The organism is Martinezella hainanensis, from assembly GCF_900094555.1.
In the GTDB taxonomy this organism is placed as follows: domain Bacteria; phylum Pseudomonadota; class Alphaproteobacteria; order Rhizobiales; family Rhizobiaceae; genus Rhizobium; species Rhizobium hainanense.
This window is the reverse complement of the sequence record NZ_FMAC01000008.1, coordinates 281,190-297,700: the sequence shown is the minus strand read 5'-3', so window position 1 is coordinate 297,700 and position 16,511 is coordinate 281,190. Positions and strand designations below refer to the sequence as shown.

The window sequence follows — 16,511 nt, the reverse complement described above, 5'->3', positions numbered from 1 at the left end:
CGAATAACGCCTGGGCAGCGCGGCGACGCACCGGTTGCCATTCCACTGCTCGCGCCTCTGCCGCCGAGCCGATTATGTGCCGCAGACGCCGCTTACGACAGCAACGCTTTGCGCGATTTTCTCATCGGCCGCGGTACTGAGCCTGTCATTCCCAACAATCCGACGCGAAAGAGAGTGCAGCCTTTCGATCCCGTTGCCTACAAACGCAGAAATATCATCGAACGGGCCTTCTGCCGCCTCAAGGACTGGAGACGTGTGGCAACACGATATGACAAACTCAGGCTCAACTTCGAAGCTACATGCTACATTGCCGCTCTCGTCACTTGGTGGATCGATTGAGTCTCGAGCCTAGAGCAATTCCAGGAAAAGTGCGCAGCGGTTTTCCGTTGGGAATTGCGCAATCCAATAAGCCAGAGCCGCTTAACGGCTCTAGAATTCCGCCATCGGCGAAAGCATGAGCGGCCCGGCAATATCGTCTGCAGCTTTGCCGCGCACCATCAGCATCGTATAACCCTCATAAGGCTCCAGCGATACCTCGCAATCCAGGCGATCCGGAGAAAAGCAGATCTCGATACGCTCGGGTTCGACCTCAAGTGCTGACAGTATGGTTGCCAGTGAGGGGATGGCTGACCCCACCACATCGAGAAGCCAGAAAGTGGCGCCGTCAAACGTCCACGCGATGACCGTGTCGTCTGCGAGTGCCGTCAGGCGGATCGCGGAATTGAAAGAGGCGTTCAGCAGAAACATCTCCGTCTGCCTGATAACGGCAAATCGGGCGGAGACCGGCTGCCGCTCCTGCAGAAGCCTCTTGATCAGCCGCAGATCTTCAGGCGCTTCCAGGGAGAGCTGCCGGGCAGTCAAATCGGATTTCTGGAGCTTCGGAATTCGCGCGACGGAGATATGCTGCGGCAGGATGCGAAAGCCGTAACGCTCATAGAGCGCCGGCTTGTCGGTGAGCAGGAGATCGAGTTCGTAGCCTTCGGCCGCGGTTCGGGCAAAGGCGCGCTGCATGAGATCGCGATAGAGGCCGCGCCCGCGCCATTCCGGCCGCACGGCGCCGGACTGGTATCCCGCTGCCTTCACCAGCTGGCCGTTGACGATCATGGGCATCGAGAAAGCGCTGAAATTGGCGACGCAACGGCCGTCGTCATCAAAATAGCCGAACGGCATGCTTGTGGGATCAGGGCCGCCGAACTGGGCCTGCAAGCTGATGTCGATCGAGAAGGTATCCTGCAGCAAGTCGACGAGCCCCATCCAGGTGGTGGGATCACCGAAGTAGTCCTGACGCAGGGTCAGGTCATGCGCTGGCCCCGGCATCACACGCCGGTCGAGCCAAAACCGCCTGCTCCGCGTAAGGTCTCGCTCACGTCGGTCGTCTCGAAGATGCGGGCCTGGATTGAGGGAGCAATGACCATCTGCGCGATGCGCATGCCGCGAGTGATTTCGAAGGGCTCTTCGCCGAGGTTGATCAGTAGCACCTTCACTTCGCCGCGGTAATCGCTGTCCACCGTGCCGGGCGAGTTCAGGCAGGTGATGCCGTGCTTATACGCAAGGCCGGAGCGCGGGCGGACTTGGCCCTCGTAGCCTTCCGGAATCTCGAAGATGAAGCCGGTGGGAACGAGTTCCCGCTTGCCGGGAAGGATCGTCAGCGTTGCGCCATCATCGACCGCGGCGCGCAGGTCCATGCCGGCAGCGCCCCTGGTTTGGTAGGCTGGCAGCTCAAGGCCTTCGCCGTGCGGCAGGCGGATGAGGTTCAGGGGCGGGCGGGTGTCGGTGTGAATGGTCATGCGGCAATAGTTTGCGCTCGAAAGCCGCAGGTCAATTGCAATTAGGCCTTTGAGTCGCTAGATACGGCCGCAATTCACAGGATTCACACGCATGGCCGAAAGTCTCGCCGAGGCGGTTTCCCGCCGCCGCACATTCGCTATTATCGCCCACCCGGATGCGGGCAAGACGACGCTCACCGAAAAGCTGCTGCTGTTCGGCGGCGCCATTCAGCTTGCCGGCGAAGTCAAGGCGAAGAAGGATCGCATGCAGACGCGATCCGACTGGATGAAGATCGAGCGCGAGCGCGGCATCTCGGTCGTGACCTCAGTCATGACCTTCGAATATGAAGGCAACGTCTTCAACATTCTCGATACGCCCGGCCACGAAGACTTCGCCGACGACACCTATCGCACGCTGACGGCGGTCGACGCCGCGGTCATGGTCATCGACGCCGCCAAGGGTATCGAGCCGCGAACGCTGAAGCTGTTCGAAGTCTGCCGCATGCGCGACATCCCGATCATCACCTTCATCAACAAGATGGACCGCGAAAGCCGCGACCCTTTCGAAATCCTCGATGAGGTCGAAGAGAAGCTGGCGCTGGATACGGCACCGATCACCTGGCCGATCGGCCGCTCCAAGACCTTCTGCGGCTCCTATCATATTGCCGCGAACACGGTGCGCGGTTCCGATACTGAGGTCGAGGTGACCAAGGTGAACGGCCCGCAGGCTGTCGCTGATAGGCTGCCGGAGAACGAGCGTCAGGCTTTCGTCGACGAAACGGAGCTGGCGATCGAAGCCTGCCGTCCGTTCGACCGGGAATCCTTCCTCGAAGGTCACATGACGCCGGTCTTCTTCGGCTCGGCGCTGCGTAACTTCGGCGTGCGCGATCTCATCAACGCGCTCGGCGAATTCGCGCCGCCGCCGCGCGACCAGGTCGCCGATATCAGGACGGTTCACGCCACCGACGACAAGATGACGGCCTTCGTCTTCAAGATCCAGGCCAACATGGACCCGAACCATCGCGACCGCATCGCCTTTGCGCGCATCTGCTCCGGCAAGCTGGAGCGCGGCATGAAGGCGCGGCTGTCGCGCACCGGCAAGCAGCTCGGGCTCACCGCGCCGCAATTCTTCTTCGCCTCGCAGCGCCAGCTCGCCGACACCGCCTATGCCGGCGACGTCGTCGGCATTCCGAACCACGGAACGCTGCGCATCGGCGATACGCTGACGGAAGGTGAATCCCTGGTCTTCCAGGGCGTACCGAACTTCTCGCCGGAAATCCTCCGCCGCGTTCGTCTCGAAGATGCGATGAAGGCAAAGAAGCTCAAGGAAGCCCTGCAGCAGATGGCCGAAGAAGGTGTCGTGCAGCTCTTCTCGCCGGAAGACGGCTCGCCCGCCATTGTCGGCGTCGTCGGCGCCTTGCAGCTCGACGTGCTGAAGGAGCGCCTGATGGCCGAATACGGTCTACCGGTTTCCTTTGAAATGTCGCGCTTCTCCGTCTGCCGCTGGATCTCGGCCGACCAGTCCGCCGACCTCGAAAAATTCGTCACCCAGCGCCGCGGCGATATCGCCCGCGATCTCGACGGAGATCCGGTCTTCCTCGCGCAGGACGGCTTCTCGCTGCGCTACGAGGCGGAACGTTATCCGGCTATTAAGATGGTCGCGATCAAGGAATATCACGCCGTCAAGGCGGCTTGATATCGGAGACATCTGGCCACAGGCGATCGGCCTGTGGCTCATGCCGCTACCCCTCTGCTGTATTCATCAGCTCCGCGTAGTGCGCCTCCGTGGCGTCATCCAGCGGAAACATGCATTCGACCCGCAGCTCCTGGGTCGTGATCATCTGCGGCGTTCCGACCGTCGTCACCAGCGAGAAAAACTTCAGCATGTGCCCATTCCTGACGAAGGAGAGGGGGATGATCGGCGTATTCTCGATCGCCGGCGATGTCTGCCAGTCGGCATTCACATCGGGATAGGCGAGCAGGCTGTCGATGAGATCTTTCGTCCGTGCATCGATGACGCGACCGACGGATTCGCGGAAGACGCGCCCCATCAGGCTTTCGGCCGTCTTGTCCCAATCCGGGATGAAGGGCCGCATGCCCGCGGGGTCGAACATCAGATGCAGAAGATTGCGCGGCTTCGGGCGCGCGTCCATATCGGTAAAGCGACGGAAGAAGCGCAGCGTCGCATTGTTGGTCATCAGGACATTCCAGTAGCGGTCCATCACGACGGCCGGAAACGGTTCGTGCTGGCGCAGCATGCGCTTCAGCGCGTTGGTAACGCCTTGCATTTCCTGATCGTCAAAACTTCCTTCGGAATAGATCGGCGCATAGCCAGCGGCGAGCAACAGGGTATTACGCTCGCGAAACGGCACATCCAGGGCATCGGCAAGACGCAACACATTCTGCCGGCCCGGCGTGCTCCTGCCGCTTTCGATAAAGCTGATTTGCCGCTGCGAAATGCCGGTGTCGAGGGAAAGCTCGAGCTGGCTCTTGCCGCGCGTGTCGCGCCATGCGCGCAGCTGCGGTCCCAGCTCGTTTGGCAATCTCAGAGCTGCGGGGGAAGAACTCATTCTGCAAAGCCTCGCTTCGTTCGTTTGGCGTGGCGGGGCCGTAATGGGCAGCCCCGCCAGCCTCGGTTTTCAGGAGAAAGCAACCGGCCCGACCGAGCCGTACCAGTGACGCACTTTCGTCGGGTCTGCCTCGTCCATGTAGAAGAAATGCGTCATGACCGGTTTGACCACCGCCTGCGTGCGGTCGTTGGGGGTCATGGTCACGGTCCCGCGGAACACTTTCAGCGATCCGGCGTCCCAGTATTCGGTGACATCATGCAATGCCGTGAAGCCGGTGTCGATGAAGGCGCGCAGGTTCTGGCGAATGGTCTCGCGCCCCTTCCAGTCGGCAATGCCGAGATTGCATGTGGCGTCTTCCGCCAGGCAATCAAAGCCCTGGCCGAAGGTTTTGTCATCGATTTCCCGCCAGAAGGCGAGCAGCCATTGCGGGGCGTCTTTTTTGGTGAATGACATGGTCGTCATGGAATTCTCCTGAGCCTGCCGGTGAAGCGATGTCGTGGCCATCGACATCGCTGTCGGCTGAGCTCTCTTTGGTTGAAGGGCTGAAAGCTCTTCCTGCAAGAAGATGGTCTTTAGATACTCCAGGGCGAGCGCTGCCCTCAATTACATCAGATGTAATCAAAGCCTGCCGATTGCGTTTCAAGCCGACGTGATCGGTTCGGATGCGTTTCATTTTGGAATAGTGCCTCCGCGATGTTCCATCCGATATAGCGCTATGCCATAGTGCCGCCCCGGGGTCCCCTCGATCAGAACGAGCAGCTTTCATGATGAAATTTCTTGCGGTTCTTGCTCTGGCCTTTGTCGGCCTGATGCCGGTCGCAGCCGAGGCGCGAATCATCACCGATGCGGCCGGACGCACGGTCTCCGTGCCAGACAAGATCAACCGTATTCTCGTCGCCGGGCCGCCAGCCACCGTGCTGGTCTATGTCCTGGCGCCCGAAAAACTGGTGGGTTGGGTTCATGCACCGGATGATGCCGCCAAGGCCTACCTGATGCCATCGGTAAGGTCGTTGCCGACGATTGGGCGATTGACGGGCAAGGACGGCGCCATCAGTTCGCAGGCGGTTATCGACGCCAAGCCCGATATCATCCTCGATGCCGGCACGGTCGACCCGACCTACAAGGCGCTGGCCGACAAGGTGCAGTCTGAGACGCATATTCCCTATGTGCTTGTCGATGGCAGCTTCGCCCGCACTGCCGATACGCTTCGCGACGTCGGCGCCCTGATCGGTGTCGAAGACCGGGCCAACAAGCTTGCGGATTACGCGGATTCGGCGATCAAGGATCTGAACGAGAAGCTGGCGACGTTGCCGAACGATCCGCGCCCGCGCGTCTATTATGGCCGCGGTGCCGATGGTCTTGAATCCGGGCTGTCCGGCTCGATCAATCTCGAAATCCTCGATGCTGTGGGCACGATGAACGTCGCCGCTGCAGCCGGCAAGGGTGGGCTCACTAAGGTCACGCCGCAGCAGGTCGTCGGCTGGAATCCGGATATCATCATCGCAGAGAGCCCCGCTTTTGCCGCTTCGGTGAAGAGCGATACGCAATGGGCCGGCATCAAGGCCGTCAAGGACGGCAAGATCTTCGTGCCGCCGTCCTTGCCCTTCGGCTGGTTCGATTCCCCGCCGGGCGTCAACCGGCTGCTCGGCGTGCGCTGGATGGAGAAGCTGCTCTACCCCAAACTCTTCCGCAGCGATTTTTCCGATGATGTGAAGCAATTCTACAAGCTGTTCTATCAGGTCGATCTGACCGACGATCAGCTGGCTGCATTGCTGAAGGGCATGAAGTAACCGCTCAGGCAAGGAGGGCACTCATGGTCCGGGAAAACGAAATTCGTGAAAACGAGGTGGCCGTCGAGCCACCTTCGACGTCCGATGCCGGTCTCACCTTTATCGGCCGTATCTCCACACCCTGGACATCGCGCATGGAAACGCCGCGCCAGGGACGCCACGACGGCCCGATCTGCCGGATCGAGATATTCGAACCCTGGGTGGCGGCGTTGAAGGGCGTGGATGTCTTCGAGCGGCTGGAAGTCCTCTACTGGCTGGATCGGTCCCGGCGCGATCTCGTGCTGCAGAGCCCGGCGAGCAACGGCAAGGTGCATGGCACCTTCTCGCTGCGCTCCCCCGTTCGGCCCAATCCCATCGGCACGTCCATCGTCAAGCTGGAGGCCGTCGAGGGTGCCGTACTGCTGGTGCGCGGCCTCGATTGCCTTGATGGCACGCCCTTGCTCGACCTGAAGCCGGATCGCACGCTGTTCAAGCCGATCGCGCCGCCGCAGCCCGGAGATTTCCAGACCGGCGACGGCGAGACGGCGCATTACTGCCAAAAACGCGATGCTTAGAGCACTTCACGGAATCGCTTTAAACTATTGTTTCTCGCAATTCGGGCCAGAAAACCGGAGCGTACTTTTCCGTGGGGAATCGCGAGAAAGCAAAGAGATGGAACGGTTCAGAAATTCGGGAAAAACCGAACCGCTCTAAGCGGGCGTCGGAAATCGCCTCATCCAAAACCTGACTATCAGGAACAGCGAGACATATGCCACGGTGCCCACTGCGATCTTCAGAAAGAGCGCCAATATGGTCGGCATCGCCGCGAACTCAACCGCGTATTGAAGACTTAGAACCGCTGCCATCATCAGCCCGATTGAAGGGCCAATCATATGGATGGAATCCGTGATGACTTTTCGCCAATTCACTCCGACGTAACGGATCTGAATTCTGGCGGAGGTTGTCAGTGAAAAGGATGCACTCACACATTGGCTCGCCGCCAGGGCCAAAAGCCCCATCGGTGCAAAAATGATGATGAAAAGGACAGAGACAGCCGCATTGACCATGGTGACCGCCATTCTCCGGTGAATGTTGCCACTCAGCGTCAAAAGCGGTTCGGAGATATATCCTGGTGAAAGCAACAGCAGTTTCACGCACAATATGGAGACAATGATCGCGGAGGGCATCCATTTTTCGCCAAGCACGATATGGATCAGCTCGGGCGAAACCAGCATAAGCCCGAGGTAGACCGGGCTCGCGACGACAAAAAGCCAAACCAGGAATTGTCTGGCGGCGTCGGCAAGAACATTCGTTCCGTTTAATTCACCGAGGTCTCGTGCCCGCCTGAACTCTACCCAGGCAAGCGCCCTTATCGGCTCGCCCATAAGCTCCGAGATAGCGGCAACAATCCGCTCCGCGGCGCGGTAGTATCCCGCTTCCGTAACGCCAAGGAAGCCACCGACGGCCAGTGTCCCCGAATAGGAACCAAGGAAAATGATCAATCGGGTCGCAACGATATATTTCGAGAATGCTGCGACTTCAGCCACCATAGCCCGGGTTAGATGCAATCGTGGCTTTTGCCGAACGAAACAGACGGATCCAACCAAAATTACGAGCTGCGAAACGATCCGGCCGACGACCAGCGCAATGGCATGCCCTCCCATGAAGAGGCCTGTAGCTGTCACGGAGAACCCCACCACTTCGCTGACGATACGAACGACAGCTTGCGCGCGAAGCCTTCCGCAGGCGACGAGCGTGCCGTCATAGACGGTGGTTATTGCCGCAGGCAGTATCCAACAGCTGAATATGGCCACCAGCACGCCCTCCGCCTGTTGCGCGAATGCCGTGTAGAGGACGAAGGCGCCGCCCAAGCCAACCGACGTGACCAGCACGCCGCTCACGAGCGATATGCTCACGAGTTGTTCGAAGCGGTCGCGATCGTAACCCGATTTCATGATGAATTCTGCCCATCCTCCCTCTGCAAGGACGACGAGCAGAACCATGAGTGCTGACAGGAAAGCATAGAAACCAAACTCGCTCGGCATCAAGATACGGGCAGCCAGGAAGAAGGTCCCAATTTGGCTCACTTGGGATGTGATCTTTGCTGCGGCGACCCAGGATCCGTCCGCCACAACCTTCCGAAGAACGGATAGGGATTTTCCTCCTTTCATTTCCACCCCTCTCCACCGGCAAGTATGCAGGCCGCAATCGACCCGGACTGTTGCCGGCACCGCCCTTCGGACGACTTTTCCCGAATGCTAGTCATGGATTTGAAGGCTGGTTTGGCTGGCCTGCCAGGCGAAAAATAACCGAATACCTGATCTCCCAACCTCGTTCGTTTCGGTTGAGCGGTTCTCGGCTCCACCGAAGCCATGGCCATCCTTTTTTTGATTCATCGGCCAGCCAGATATCATCCTGTCGCATAAGGACAGGTTTGAAGCGAGAGTCCTTCAGCACCTTCATTTTGACGTCGAGATCAATACCGTCGATCACGAGATAGCCGCCCGGCACAACGAGCCTCATCAAATTGCGAAGGCATTTTTCCGCGAGACCATCATCCATCGGTCCCATGAAATTATTCGCAATCAGAATGTCCTGTTCGCCAATCAGATCTGCGACCTTTGGATCGGTTGCATCGGCCGTCAGCCAAGTAATGTTTTTGCGAAGTGAGTCCCAGACACGGACTGTTCCATCCGGCAGGGCTTCGACGATGCCACTGAGCTTCTCGACATCGTCGCTTGAGACTTCAGCCCGTCCGGCCGTATAAAGACCGGCCACCCCGGCCGCCTGGTCGGGACGATAAACGCCTCGTGCAGCAACCTCGACGACGCCGCTGGATATATCGAGCCCATGCGATATGAAGTTCAGGTCTGGCCGCTTAGCCTTAAGCACGTATAAAGTCGAATAAAGCTCCGCCCCGGTACTGCACCCAATCGATGCCACTCGCAGCGTCGGTCCCTTTGCATGATCCGATAGCGTCCCCGCGAGAACCTCCAGCAGCGGTGGGTTTCGCATGAAATGCGTGTAGTGGCTTTGAACTTTCGCAGCCTCGCGGCTGTATCGATGATAGATATATCGGCCGCTGCGATACACGAGCGTGGTCTTCATCATGCCGGGCGGCATCCCGGCCCACAGAGTACGCAGAACCCGACGCGGCATTCGGCGCATCACAACGCTTATTCCCATTACCTGATTCAGCATGGCGAAATCCCTCGTAGATGCTCGTCCGGCAACGATCCTTCGGTCGGAGCATCATTGGTGACGTGAATGAAGTTCGACGAGGCTTCGGAATTCAGCTTGGCTGGCTGCGGCGATCCAATGAAGATGTTTGGCAAACTACGGCCTTATCATCGGTCAGGCCCAACGTGGCCGCCGAGACCATAATGACGTTGGGGTACCACAAATTGACCGAGCCGGCAGAGGCTGTCGTTCCATCTTCAAGCTACAAGCGTGATTGGATCGCAGTCCGAAGCATCGAGCGCAGCACTGACTGGCTGCGCGGCTTCATAGATCATCCTATTGGGGGGACGAAGAATACTGGGGGGAATGACGGACATTAACTTCGGCCAGCCTTGGATAAAACGAACGGCTGTGAGGCGTGGGCCATGTAGGGTTGCCACAGTCGTCAGGACGCCAAAAACCAGGTACGCGACGCCATAACATTTCCGTCCGTGACTATGTTTATGATCTTGCGTCGCACCAACATCTTCTGCGCTCCGGCAGGTAGCGACACGCTCGACCGAAATGGATGCAATCTGCGCATCCGGCAGCAGCGGATAGCGCTGAACCGTGGAAACCAACCGCAACTCCGGCACGATCAACATCGTCGCGATCAGGATAAACCTAATCGCCAGCTTGATCGGTTCGCGACCGAATGTGATCCGAAAAATCCCCATGCCGCATTTTTATCTTTGCCCCGAAACTGGGTCAATTTATCAGGCCAGCCGATCACAATCAGTCAAATGGGGTAGGCCTCCCTTTGTCGTTTCTCCTCCCTAAAAATCTGCAACTATCCGATGCTGCTTTGCATAATGGGGCCAAGAAACAGCAAATCGACCGTATACATTCTCTATCGTCCTAACCTCGTATACTTAGTCCACCGCAACCATCACGTCGGATGCCTTGATGACGGCATAGGCCGATGCGCCTACCGTCAGGCCGAGCTCATCGACAGCCTCGTTGGTGATCGAGGAGGTGACGATCGAGCCGTTGCCGATATCGATGCGGACATGCGCCGTCGTCGCGCCCTTGGTGATTTCGACGACCTTGCCCTTGAGACGGTTTCTTGCGCTGATTTTCATGGATGCTTCTCCCTTTTAACCGGCGCGACCATACCGCCTCAACTGGCGATGGGCCACCGAAATCCTATTCGCCCCGCGGATAGCGCTGGTTCTCTTCCAGCACGTTTAGATCCATGTGATTGCGCATGTAGCGCTCCGATGCTTTCTGCAATGGCTGATAGTCCCAGGGATAATAGGCGCCGTTGCGCAGTGCGGTGTAGACTACCCATCGCCGGGCCTGGCTTTCGCGCACGGCAGCATCGAAGTTTGAGAGGTCCCAACGCTCCATGGCCTGTGTTGTCAGCCTGTTCAGCGTTTCCGAATAGGCTGGATTGCTCGCCAGATTGGTCAACTCCCTGGGGTCCTCCCTGAGGTCGAAGAGCATAGGCGGGTCCAACTCGCAAAGCGTCAGCTTGTAGCGGCCGTCGCGGAGACCCACGAGCGGCGCTTCGGAGCCTTCCGCGGCGTATTCCATCGGCACGGGGCTGCGGCTTCCAGTTCCGAGAGCAAGCGGCGTCAGGTCCTCGCCGTCGGTCCAGCGGCGCAGCGAGGCGATGTCGATCCCGGCAAGGGCGGCGAGAGTCGGCGTCACGTCGAGCGTCGACACCGGCTGGTCGATAAGCTTCGGCTGCCAGCCGGGAGCTGCGATCATCAGCGGCACGCGAGCCGAGCCCTCGAAGAAGTTCATCTTGAACCAGAGGCCGCGCTCGCCGAGCATGTCGCCATGGTCCGAAACGAAGAGGATGATCGTGTTGTCGGCCATCCGGCCGCGCTCGAGCGTGTGGAGAATCTCGCCGATCTTTTCATCGACATAGGAGATATTGGCGAAGTAGCCGCGGCGTGCACGGCGGATCTGCTCCGGCGTGATGTCGAAGGCGGTATGGTCGCAGGCTTTCATCAGGCGTTGCGAATGCGGATCCTGCTGATCGAAGGGGATTTCGCCGACTTCCGGGTCGAGAGCCGGGCAATCCTCATAGAGATCCCAGAAACGCCGGCGCGCGACATAAGGGTCATGCGGATGCGTGAAGCTGACGGTCAGACACCATGGCCGCTCGTCGTGTCGGCGCGAGAGATCGTAGAGCTTGCGGTTGGCGTGATAGGCAACCTCGTCGTCATACTCCATCTGGTTGGTGATCTCGGCCGTGCCCGCGCCGGTCACCGAACCAAGATTGTGATACCACCAGTCGATGCGCTCGCCGGGTTTCGTGTAGTCGGGCGTCCAGCCGAAATCGGCGGGATAGATGTCCGTCGTCAGCCGCTCCTCGAAGCCGTGCATCTGGTCCGGGCCGACGAAGTGCATCTTGCCCGACAGCGCTGTCTGGTAGCCGGCGGCGCGCAGGTGATGGGCGAAGCTCGGAATGTCGGAGCAGAATTCGGCGGCGTTGTCGTAGACACGCGTGCGGCTCGGCAACTGTCCGGACATGAAGGAAGCGCGCGCCGGCGCGCAGAGCGGGCTTGCCGTATAGCTGTTGGCAAAGCGCACGGAGCGCTTCGCCAGGGCCTTCAGCACCGGCGCATGCAGGAATTCGGCCGGGCCGTCGGGAAAGAATGTCCCGTTGAATTGATCGACCATGAGGATGAGGATATTCGGGCGGGACATGTGAGGTTATTCCTTACGATCAGAGGCCGATGGCGGTTTTGACGGCATCGAGGCCGGGCTTGCCGTCGATAGTGGTGACGCCGGCAAGCCAGGGCGTCAAGGCGTCCGGATGCGCCTTCAGCCAGGCGGTTGCCGCATCCTTGGCGCTCTGGCCACCGAGGATCGAACCCATCAGCGAATTCTCCATGCCGATATCGAAGGTCAGGTTATGAAAGAGCTTGGCGGCATTCGGGCATTGCGCCGCCCAGCCGGTGCGCGCCAGCGTATAGACTTCGGCGCCGCCGTAATTCGCGCCGAAATAGGCATCGCCGCCGGAGAGATAGGCGATCTTGAATCGCTCGTTCATGGGATGCGGCGCCCAGGCGAGGAAGACGATCGCCTGCTTGTCCTTCGAGGCGCGCTCCACTTGCGACAGCATCGCCTGCTCGCTCGATTCCACCAGTTCCCAGCCCTTCAGGCCGAAGTCGTTGGCGTCGATCATCTTTTGGATATTGGCATTGGCCGGCGCACCCGGCTCGATGCCATAGATCTTGCGGCCGAAATCGTCGCCATGCTTTTGCAGGTCGGAAAAGTCCTTGATGCCCTTGTCGGCAACATAGGTCGGGACAGCGAGCGTGAACTTCGCGCCCTGAAGATTGCGGTTCAGCACCTCCGCCGCCTTCGCCTTGTTGAGGTCGTCGACGAAGGCCTTCTGCGCCGGCATCCAGTTGCCGAGGAAGACGTCGATCTCTTTCGTCTTCATCGCCTGATAGCCGATCGGTACGGAAAGCGTCTTGATATCGGGCTCGTAGCCGAGGGCGGTCAGCAGCACGCCGGTCACGCCGTTGGTCGAGGTGATGTCGGTCCAGCCCGGATCCGAAAGATGGATCGTCTTGCAGCTTTCGCCATCGGCGCGGGCGATACCGACAAAGGAAAGAACGGAAAGAAGAGCGCCGGCGGCGAGCCGACCCATAGCAGACATGCGCATGACGATGGTTCCCTCTTGTTATTGGATTATTTTATTGAACATCACTAGAGTTCACCCTGTGAAGCGGACATTTTTCGATAGCTGCCAAAAGGAAATTTTATGGCTGAACGTTTGGTCGATCTTGGCTGGCTGCGGATATTCCTGGAGGTCGGCCGCTCTGGCAGTCTCTCCGCCGCCGCCACTGCGCTTGGGTTGACGCAACCGGCCGTCAGCTATCAAATCCGCCGCATTGAGGAGCAGATGGGCGTCGCCCTCTTTCACCGCCAGCATCGCGGCGTCGAGCTTTCGCCGGAGGGGCAGCGCCTGTTCGAGATCGTCGAAAAGGCGGTTGGCGGCGTGGACAATCTGGTGCGCAGCTTCCGCGTCGAGGCGGAGCGGCCGTCCGTTCGCCTGCGCACCGACTACGCCTTTTCCGCTCTCTGGCTGATCCCGCGCATGCACGCATTCCGGCTTGTCCATCGAGAGGTGGATATTCAGATCGTCGCCACGCAGCGATTGGATCGCGGTGCGCCTGAGAGCGGCGATATCGCCGTCTTCTTCGGCACGCGCATCGAGTTCGGCCAATCCGCCACCTTGCTTCTGCCCGAGAAGGTGGTGCCGATCTGCACCAGAGGTTTTGCCGAACGTCACGGCCCGTTCGCCGATCCCTCGCAGCTCGCCGGTACGACGCTCATCCATCTCGATTCGGAGATGCCATCGCCCTGGTTCGACTGGGAGAGTTATCTTTCCGCATACGGCATTGGCCGAGATGCCTATGCCGGCCGAGGCGATCTGCGTTTCAACACCTATTCGCTGGTCGTGCAGGCAGCCCTCAGCGAGCAGGGTGTTGCGATCGGCTGGATGGGTCTCGTCGATTCGCTGCTTGCCGCTCGGACGCTGGTGACGGCCGGCCCGATGCTGGAAGCGCCGGAGCGCGGCTATTGGCTGCTGCCGCCATCGGCGCCGAACCCGCACGCCGAGCGGCTGGCGCAGTGGCTGCTTTCCGAGGCCGCCGCGGGGCAAAGGTGAGCTATTCCGACGTGAGATCGTTAAGAAACGTCTCGCACCAATGCGATACGTCATTCTCAAGCAGATAGTCCATCATGCCGCGCCAGCGCTCCTGACGCTCCTGCAGCGGCATGTTGATGGCGCGCGCCAGCGCATTGGCGGTGCCGTCGACATCATAGGGGTTGACCAAAAGGGCACCCTTCAGCTTTCGCGCGGCGCCGGCAAAGCGCGAGAGTACCAGCACGCCGGGATTGTCCGGGTCCTGCGCGGCAACATATTCCTTGGCGACCAGGTTCATACCGTCGCGCAGGGGCGTCACCAGCCCGACCTTCGCGAGCCTGTAGAGACCCGCCAGGATCGGGCGGCTGATCGAGCGATTGATATAGCGGATGGGAACCCAGTCAACCGTACCGATCGCACCGTTGACCCGGCCGGCCTGCTCGGCGACCGCATTTTGCATCGCCTCGTATTCGGGGACTTCCGAGCGGGATTTCGGCGTGATCTGCAGATAGGTGATGCTGCGTTGGTGAGCGGGGTTGTTTGTGATGAAGCGTTCGAAGGCGTCGATGCGCTGGGTGATGCCCTTCGAGTAGTCGAGCCGGTCGACGCCGAGGATGAGGTCGCGGCCTTCAATGCTTTGGCGCACCTTCTGCACCATGCTGTGCGATGCGGCCTTGCGGGCGAAGGCGGCAAAGCCCGCCGTCTCGATGCCGATCGAATAGGCGCCGCCGCGAAAATCATGGCCATGGGCGCTGAAATGGCCGGGGCTTTTCTCGATGCCCATGCCCTCGCGCTTCAGGCAGCCCGCGAAGTTCTCGAGATCATGGTCCGTCTGGAACCCGAGCAGGTCGTAGGAGGAAAGACCGCGCATGATCTCCTCATGCACCGGCATGGCGAGCACGACATCGGCCGGCGGCCAGGGAATGTGTAGGAAGAAACCGATGCGGTTCTTCAACCCCATCTGTCGCAGCTCGGCGGCCAGCGGGATGAGGTGATAATCGTGAACCCAGATGATGTCGTCGGGCTCGATCAAGGGTGCCAGCCGATGGGCGAAGAAGCGGTTGACGCGGAAATAGCCCGTCATTTCCTTGCGGGCATATTCGGCAAGGTCGAGCCGGTAATGGCAGATGGGCCAGAGCACGCGGTTGGCAAAGCCCTGATAATATTCCTCGACATCGGTCTGGGTCAGATCGGTGAGGGCATAGGTAATGTTGCCGTCCTGCGTCATCTGCAGCGGCTCAGGCTCGACCTCGCCGCTCGATTTGCCGGACCAGCCCATCCAGATGCCGCCGCGCTCGGCAAGCGCCGCCTGCAGCGCCACGGCAAGGCCGCCGGCGGCTGCCGCGCCCTTGTGGTCGGGCACGGAAACGCGGTTGGAAACGATGATGAGACGACTCAACGTAACTTCCTTTCGAGAAAGCTGAAGCAATTCCGGGAAAAGTGCGCAGCGGCTTCCGTTCGGAATTGCGAAAAAATCAGAAGCTGGAGGGCGCCGTACGGATCGATGGATTATTTGACGAGCGTTGCCAGCACGTCTCTTAAACGCGCAGGCGAGGCAATGGATGCACGCGCTAGCGTTTTTCCGTTGGTATCGCCGATGCGCACGGATTGGCCGCCGATACGGTTGGCAGCGGCAAACATCGTCTCGTCGGTCACGTCGTCACCGATCGCGACCGGACGGCGTCCCTCGAAGGGGGCTTCGACAAGAAACGCCTCGACGGCATGTCCCTTGCTGGCGTGCGCCGGGCAGATTTCGATCACCATCTTGCCGCGCTGAAGGGTCCAGTCGGGGCCGGCTTCCTCCAGATGGCGTTGCATGGCTTCACCGATCTCGACCTCGCTTGCCGGCGCATGCCGGAAGTGAACCGCGACCGCAGCCCCCTTGTCCTCGACGATGGCGCCAGGCCAGGCCTGAGCCTCGTATGCAATGATCTGCTTCATCGCCTGGAAGGCGGGTGGAATATGCGCCCGCCGCAGTCGCCCGCCCGCATCGCGCCGCTCCGCGCCATGCAGGCCGGCGACGGGAAAGCGGAAGGGCGCAAAAAGGGGATCGACGAATTCGATAGCGCGTCCCGTGACCAGGGCCAGCGCGCCGCCGAGCTGGCGGGAGAGCGCATGCAGCGTGCCAGGCAAATAGTCCGGAACAACGATCGCTTCCGGTCTTTCGGCAAGATCGAGCAGGGTTCCGTCGATGTCGAGGAACAAGGCCCAGTCCTTCGGATACAATGAGAGTGCGGTAAGGGCCGGCTCGTTCAGCGGCCTCGGCTTGGCTTCACCCTGTTCGGGCTGTTCCTTAGAAGACATGCTGCCTTAGCTAAGGCGCTCTTCCCATTCGGCAAGGAAAAAAACGAAATTGCTTGCCGAGGTCGGCGGCAATCGCCTGGATAACGGCACCCATGAATGCAAAAGGGGCCGCCTTAAGCGACCCCCCATGAGCTTTGGCCCGTAACTGGCCTGAAGCGGCGAACGCTTCGGGAAGGTGTTGGTCAGAGCGAGGGCTGCCTCGCAACGTTCACAACCATTTCCATGCCAGATACCAAGACCGAAATCCCACTAGACATTGGATCACCTT

The 16,511-nt window shown here is 60.0% G+C and carries 17 protein-coding genes; 5 read left to right on the top strand and 12 right to left on the bottom strand.

Features of this window, described 5'->3' with window-relative positions; all coding sequences use genetic code 11:
• On the top strand, positions 1 to 339 hold a 339-nt coding region (locus GA0061100_RS24790; RefSeq protein ID WP_075855498.1), incomplete at its 5' end, for a transposase.
• 90 nt (positions 340 to 429) lie between these two features.
• Here the strand turns inward: GA0061100_RS24790 and GA0061100_RS24785 are convergent.
• Positions 430 to 1,317, bottom strand: a complete 888-nt coding sequence (locus GA0061100_RS24785; protein ID WP_075855476.1) for a GNAT family N-acetyltransferase — start codon at positions 1,315 to 1,317, stop codon at positions 430 to 432.
• Entirely contained in the window at positions 1,317 to 1,787 is a 471-nt protein-coding gene (dut, locus tag GA0061100_RS24780; RefSeq protein ID WP_075855475.1) for a dUTP diphosphatase, read from the bottom strand. Before dut ends, GA0061100_RS24785 begins: the two co-directional genes overlap by 1 nt.
• Positions 1,788 to 1,878: 91 nt before the next feature.
• Between dut and GA0061100_RS24775 the strand changes: the two genes are divergently transcribed.
• Entirely contained in the window at positions 1,879 to 3,462 is a 1,584-nt protein-coding gene (locus tag GA0061100_RS24775; protein ID WP_075855474.1) for a peptide chain release factor 3, read from the top strand.
• Positions 3,463 to 3,508: 46 nt separating this feature from the next.
• On the opposite strand, the gene GA0061100_RS24770 is transcribed toward GA0061100_RS24775, so the two are convergent.
• Complete coding sequence (locus GA0061100_RS24770; protein ID WP_075855473.1) at positions 3,509 to 4,336, bottom strand: helix-turn-helix domain-containing protein; 828 nt, start codon at positions 4,334 to 4,336, stop codon at positions 3,509 to 3,511.
• 69 nt (positions 4,337 to 4,405) lie between these two features.
• On the bottom strand, positions 4,406 to 4,798 hold the full coding sequence (locus GA0061100_RS24765; RefSeq protein WP_075855472.1) for a nuclear transport factor 2 family protein: 393 nt from the start codon (positions 4,796 to 4,798) through the stop codon (positions 4,406 to 4,408).
• Between the two features lie 302 nt (positions 4,799 to 5,100).
• Between GA0061100_RS24765 and GA0061100_RS24760 the strand changes: the two genes are divergently transcribed.
• A complete protein-coding gene (locus GA0061100_RS24760; protein WP_075855471.1) occupies positions 5,101 to 6,126 on the top strand; it encodes an iron ABC transporter substrate-binding protein in 1,026 nt (341 codons plus the stop codon).
• A gap of 23 nt (positions 6,127 to 6,149) precedes the next feature.
• Positions 6,150 to 6,680: a tRNA (N6-threonylcarbamoyladenosine(37)-N6)-methyltransferase TrmO gene (tsaA, locus tag GA0061100_RS24755; RefSeq protein WP_075855470.1), complete on the top strand. Its 531-nt coding sequence runs from the start codon at positions 6,150 to 6,152 to the stop codon at positions 6,678 to 6,680.
• Between the two features lie 135 nt (positions 6,681 to 6,815).
• Here the strand turns inward: tsaA and GA0061100_RS24750 are convergent, their stop codons facing one another.
• The 6 genes from GA0061100_RS24750 to GA0061100_RS24725 all read right to left on the bottom strand — a co-directional run bounded on the left by GA0061100_RS24750 (position 6,816) and on the right by GA0061100_RS24725 (position 12,952).
• Positions 6,816 to 8,276, bottom strand: a complete 1,461-nt coding sequence (locus GA0061100_RS24750; RefSeq protein ID WP_075855469.1) for an oligosaccharide flippase family protein — start codon at positions 8,274 to 8,276, stop codon at positions 6,816 to 6,818.
• Between the two features lie 91 nt (positions 8,277 to 8,367).
• On the bottom strand, positions 8,368 to 9,306 hold the full coding sequence (locus GA0061100_RS24745) for a CheR family methyltransferase (protein ID WP_075855468.1): 939 nt from the start codon (positions 9,304 to 9,306) through the stop codon (positions 8,368 to 8,370).
• Positions 9,307 to 9,542: 236 nt separating this feature from the next.
• Positions 9,543 to 10,001: a hypothetical protein gene (locus tag GA0061100_RS24740; RefSeq protein WP_075855467.1), complete on the bottom strand. Its 459-nt coding sequence runs from the start codon at positions 9,999 to 10,001 to the stop codon at positions 9,543 to 9,545.
• Between the two features lie 195 nt (positions 10,002 to 10,196).
• Positions 10,197 to 10,406 (bottom strand): TOBE domain-containing protein, encoded by a 210-nt coding sequence (locus GA0061100_RS24735; RefSeq protein ID WP_004108310.1) that lies wholly within the window; start codon positions 10,404 to 10,406, stop codon positions 10,197 to 10,199.
• A gap of 64 nt (positions 10,407 to 10,470) precedes the next feature.
• Positions 10,471 to 11,985, bottom strand: a complete 1,515-nt coding sequence (gene betC / locus GA0061100_RS24730; RefSeq protein WP_075855466.1) for a choline-sulfatase — start codon at positions 11,983 to 11,985, stop codon at positions 10,471 to 10,473.
• A 19-nt stretch (positions 11,986 to 12,004) separates the two neighbouring features.
• Positions 12,005 to 12,952 carry a choline ABC transporter substrate-binding protein gene (locus GA0061100_RS24725; RefSeq protein WP_425298706.1) on the bottom strand — a complete coding sequence of 316 codons (948 nt, stop codon included), beginning with the start codon at positions 12,950 to 12,952 and terminating at the stop codon, positions 12,005 to 12,007.
• A gap of 99 nt (positions 12,953 to 13,051) precedes the next feature.
• Between GA0061100_RS24725 and GA0061100_RS24720 the strand changes: the two genes are divergently transcribed.
• Positions 13,052 to 13,960 carry a choline sulfate utilization transcriptional regulator gene (locus GA0061100_RS24720; RefSeq protein WP_075855465.1) on the top strand — a complete coding sequence of 303 codons (909 nt, stop codon included), beginning with the start codon at positions 13,052 to 13,054 and terminating at the stop codon, positions 13,958 to 13,960.
• 1 nt (position 13,961) lies between these two features.
• Here GA0061100_RS24720 and otsA read toward each other — a convergent pair whose 3' ends face one another.
• Together otsA and otsB are read right to left on the bottom strand one after the other, a co-directional pair.
• Complete coding sequence (gene otsA / locus GA0061100_RS24715; protein ID WP_075855464.1) at positions 13,962 to 15,338, bottom strand: alpha,alpha-trehalose-phosphate synthase (UDP-forming); 1,377 nt, start codon at positions 15,336 to 15,338, stop codon at positions 13,962 to 13,964.
• Between the two features lie 110 nt (positions 15,339 to 15,448).
• A complete protein-coding gene (otsB, locus tag GA0061100_RS24710) occupies positions 15,449 to 16,243 on the bottom strand; it encodes a trehalose-phosphatase (RefSeq protein ID WP_075855463.1) in 795 nt (264 codons plus the stop codon).
• Between the last annotated feature and the right edge of the window lie 268 nt (positions 16,244 to 16,511).

What these genes read in the sequence shown, in the direction of transcription:
- GA0061100_RS24785 (WP_075855476.1), bottom strand. Translation starts at nt 1,317, where the DNA reads ATGCCGGGGCCAGCGCATGACCTGACCCTGCGTCAGGACTACTTCGGT.
- dut (WP_075855475.1), bottom strand. Translation starts at nt 1,787, where the DNA reads ATGACCATTCACACCGACACCCGCCCGCCCCTGAACCTCATCCGCCTG.
- GA0061100_RS24775 (WP_075855474.1), top strand. Translation starts at nt 1,879, where the DNA reads ATGGCCGAAAGTCTCGCCGAGGCGGTTTCCCGCCGCCGCACATTCGCT.
- GA0061100_RS24770 (WP_075855473.1), bottom strand. Translation starts at nt 4,336, where the DNA reads ATGAGTTCTTCCCCCGCAGCTCTGAGATTGCCAAACGAGCTGGGACCG.
- GA0061100_RS24765 (WP_075855472.1), bottom strand. Translation starts at nt 4,798, where the DNA reads ATGACGACCATGTCATTCACCAAAAAAGACGCCCCGCAATGGCTGCTC.
- GA0061100_RS24760 (WP_075855471.1), top strand. Translation starts at nt 5,101, where the DNA reads ATGATGAAATTTCTTGCGGTTCTTGCTCTGGCCTTTGTCGGCCTGATG.
- tsaA (WP_075855470.1), top strand. Translation starts at nt 6,150, where the DNA reads ATGGTCCGGGAAAACGAAATTCGTGAAAACGAGGTGGCCGTCGAGCCA.
- GA0061100_RS24750 (WP_075855469.1), bottom strand. Translation starts at nt 8,276, where the DNA reads ATGAAAGGAGGAAAATCCCTATCCGTTCTTCGGAAGGTTGTGGCGGAC.
- GA0061100_RS24745 (WP_075855468.1), bottom strand. Translation starts at nt 9,306, where the DNA reads ATGCTGAATCAGGTAATGGGAATAAGCGTTGTGATGCGCCGAATGCCG.
- GA0061100_RS24740 (WP_075855467.1), bottom strand. Translation starts at nt 10,001, where the DNA reads ATGGGGATTTTTCGGATCACATTCGGTCGCGAACCGATCAAGCTGGCG.
- GA0061100_RS24735 (WP_004108310.1), bottom strand. Translation starts at nt 10,406, where the DNA reads ATGAAAATCAGCGCAAGAAACCGTCTCAAGGGCAAGGTCGTCGAAATC.
- betC (WP_075855466.1), bottom strand. Translation starts at nt 11,985, where the DNA reads ATGTCCCGCCCGAATATCCTCATCCTCATGGTCGATCAATTCAACGGG.
- GA0061100_RS24725 (WP_425298706.1), bottom strand. Translation starts at nt 12,952, where the DNA reads ATGCGCATGTCTGCTATGGGTCGGCTCGCCGCCGGCGCTCTTCTTTCC.
- GA0061100_RS24720 (WP_075855465.1), top strand. Translation starts at nt 13,052, where the DNA reads ATGGCTGAACGTTTGGTCGATCTTGGCTGGCTGCGGATATTCCTGGAG.
- otsB (WP_075855463.1), bottom strand. Translation starts at nt 16,243, where the DNA reads ATGTCTTCTAAGGAACAGCCCGAACAGGGTGAAGCCAAGCCGAGGCCG.